This is a genomic window from Daejeonella sp., from assembly GCF_049655485.1.
Classification (GTDB): domain Bacteria; phylum Bacteroidota; class Bacteroidia; order Sphingobacteriales; family Sphingobacteriaceae; genus Daejeonella.
Genome location: NZ_JBASJU010000314.1, coordinates 1 through 2800, shown reverse-complemented (window position 1 = coordinate 2800; position 2800 = coordinate 1). Strand labels below are relative to the sequence as shown.

Sequence of the window (2800 nt, the reverse complement as noted above, 5' to 3'; positions counted from 1 at the left end):
AACCTCCGTAGAATTCGCGTGAGCAGGGGAATTAGTCAGGAGTGGATTTCAAATAAATTGGATATCTCACAGACTAAATATTCGCTGATCGAGCGCGGCAAAATATTGCCCGATGCGATTTTTATTTCTCTGGCAGCTGGGTGCCTTGAAGTCACCCCAAAAGAACTAATGCCCGCCGGATGGGACCAGCTGAAGCCTGTTAAAATAGTTAACACTTTAACCCGAACGGGATTAATCTTATATCGGGTACTGCTGGCCGTATTCGCATATGACATTGCGCGTGGCTTCTGCAATGGAAACGACATTGTATCGGAGCCTGGACAGGTTGCGGTATTGTTATTTGTAGGGGCAATTGCTGTTATGGTGCATTGTTATACGGAGAGCCAGGTCGTAGTGGATCGATAAGAGAATCCCGCAGTGGATTTTGGGTGGCCACAGGAAGTGAAAAATAAAACTCGGTGCCGCTGGCATCACTCTTGACACCGATTGTTCCCCCGTGACGTCGAACTATTTCAGCAGATATATATAGTCCAAGCCCTAAGCCGGAAAACTGCTGAGAACATTCCTCAACCCGATAGAACCTGTCAAAAATGTGTTTCTGATTCTCGGCAGGAATTCCTATACCGAAATCTTTAACCGATATCTGTATCGCATTTCCAGTCAGTAATGTACTTACAATGATTTTTTCCGCATTAGGAGAATATTTTACAGCATTTGAAAGCAAATTACTTATAACTTGCTCTATTCGGTTTTTATCACCCTGTACCCTTGATTGAACAGTGCCCGTGATCATGATTTGATGGGTTGTAACTGCAACCTGGGCCTGTGAAACAACCTCATTTATTACCTGCGAAATTTCAAACTCACAGAAATTATAAAGCATTTTCCCGGCATGAATTTTTGTAACGTCGAGCAGATCATTCACGAGGCCGGTGAGTTTATTGATTTGATGGTCCGCTTTCTCTAAAAGATTAATAGATGACCCATTTTTCTTAACAAATTCTTTCTTGAGAATTTGCAGGTAGCCTTTCATGTTTGTGATAGGGGTCTTCAGCTCGTGACTGGCAACATTCATAAACTCATCCTTCTTGCTCATCAAGTCCTCTATCGCCTTTTTATCCTTTTCTTTCCTGCCGAGGGCCTCTTTTAATTGTCTTCGCATCAGTTCTAAAGCCCGCGCTAATTTTTCTGCTTTTTCTGCAGAGTTCTGTGCGAGAGCCACCCTGATTTCTGAATTGATGGCTCCCTGTTCTAAGCGAAATAACTTTGTAAGAAGAGGTAAAATGGCTTTAAGCGGTGACAATTCATCTTCTCCGGGTGAACCCCCGAGACAAACTACAACGGTCCCATCTAAGCCTGAAAAGCCAGAAGCAAAATTATAATGCTGTTTGTCAGGAAAAGCCAGTGTACCCGAATGTGCGCCTTTGGTCACGCACTCCGCCAAAAAGTTATGCCAGGCTTTTCCGTCGGGCAGTGTTTGAGGGAAACCGGGTGCTGGTAATACTTGCTGGATCTCCGCATCCTGAATAAATATCATTAGATGAGAACAGCCCAAATGTCCGGCTATCCGGGAGGCATTCTCAAACCGGGTTCCTTTGTCATACAACTCACCTAAGAGATCTAGAACCATTATTCAGGAATTACGCAAACTACGGCGGTGCAATTTTGAAATCCACTAAATTGGCCGTCAACTCGCGCTACTTGTCCGTATGTATTACATCCAGCATAGTCAATACCTTCAAAAGTTTTTGAAATCTGACTAAGTTCAAGGTTAAATTCCTGGCCCATTCTAAGTCTCGTAGCCACACAGTCAAAAAACAAGGCAACCTTTGGTTTGTGATCGCCGATCTGCTTTAGTGCATTGATAGCAGCTGTGGTTGCAGCTTTTTCAGAACAGCTATTGTCGGTAGTCATGAAAGTAACATATGCGCCTTCGGGAATGTTGCTGGCCATAGTCAGAGAACCATCCTCGAGTATCGCGAGTGGGACCCTTAATTTATAATCACCAGCTACCTCTATCCCTAAGATATTATGCAGAAAAAAAGGTATTGGTTGTTCAGCGTCGAAAGTTTGACCCGTGCTTACCGCATGTTCCCTGAATAACTCGACAGCCGGGCGGGCATTCAAGCTAATAAGGGTCATGTTGTCGGCTTGAGTAACACGCATTTTCTTTCCAACGGGCTTCCATCCGTGTGCTGCACCCACTCCGATAGGCTTATTTGATAATATTTCGAGGATAACGGCAGCATCAGTAAAAGCGCCCGTGCCGTAAAAAACGTGTGTACGCTGGAAATTCGCATTATCACCTGCACCCCCTCCAAAAAATTGATATTTACCCATAGTTTTCTCTGTGAGGAGATCCACTATTTCATCAGTATGTCCTGACAAGGCGTCGGCGAAAATCATAGCAGAATAATATTGGTGCTGATAATCGGTTTCATGACTTAATGCCGAATTCAGTTTATCCACAACTCCAATCCGATCTTTTTTGATACCCTCAGCCAGGCCGGCAGAAAACTTCAACTCATCAGAGTAAATTGCGACGGCACAGGCCGAGTCAGTAGCCAGGTCTTTTGAAGTAAATTCCCCTGCCGAAGAGCTGCCGACAATGATTGCAGGATGACATTCTTCGTTTAGGGCTTCCAGCAACTGCGGGTAATCGTATACCGATGATGCAAAGACTATCACAACATTTGGGATTTTTTCCCCTAATTTCTCTACAATTTTATGGGCTAGCTCTCGTCCGGCATCTTTGCCATCCCTTTGTTCAGTAAAAACTACTGCTGATTGCGTCATAGAA

General features: G+C 44.2%; 3 protein-coding genes. 1 reads left to right on the top strand and 2 read right to left on the bottom strand.

The window, feature by feature from the left end; translation table 11 throughout:
* Positions 1 to 405: helix-turn-helix domain-containing protein (locus WBJ10_RS12730; RefSeq protein ID WP_424290867.1), on the top strand; the 405-nt coding region annotated here is incomplete at its 5' end.
* Here WBJ10_RS12730 and WBJ10_RS12725 read toward each other — a convergent pair.
* Both WBJ10_RS12725 and WBJ10_RS12720 read right to left on the bottom strand, forming a co-directional pair.
* Positions 359 to 1630, bottom strand: a complete 1272-nt coding sequence (locus WBJ10_RS12725; RefSeq protein ID WP_424290865.1) for a sensor histidine kinase — start codon at positions 1628 to 1630, stop codon at positions 359 to 361. The two genes, WBJ10_RS12730 and WBJ10_RS12725, sit on opposite strands and share 47 nt — an antisense overlap.
* Positions 1630 to 2800, bottom strand: a 1171-nt coding sequence (locus WBJ10_RS12720; protein WP_424290863.1) for an FIST signal transduction protein, incomplete at its 5' end; no start/stop codon positions are given. The genes WBJ10_RS12725 and WBJ10_RS12720, both read right to left, overlap by 1 nt.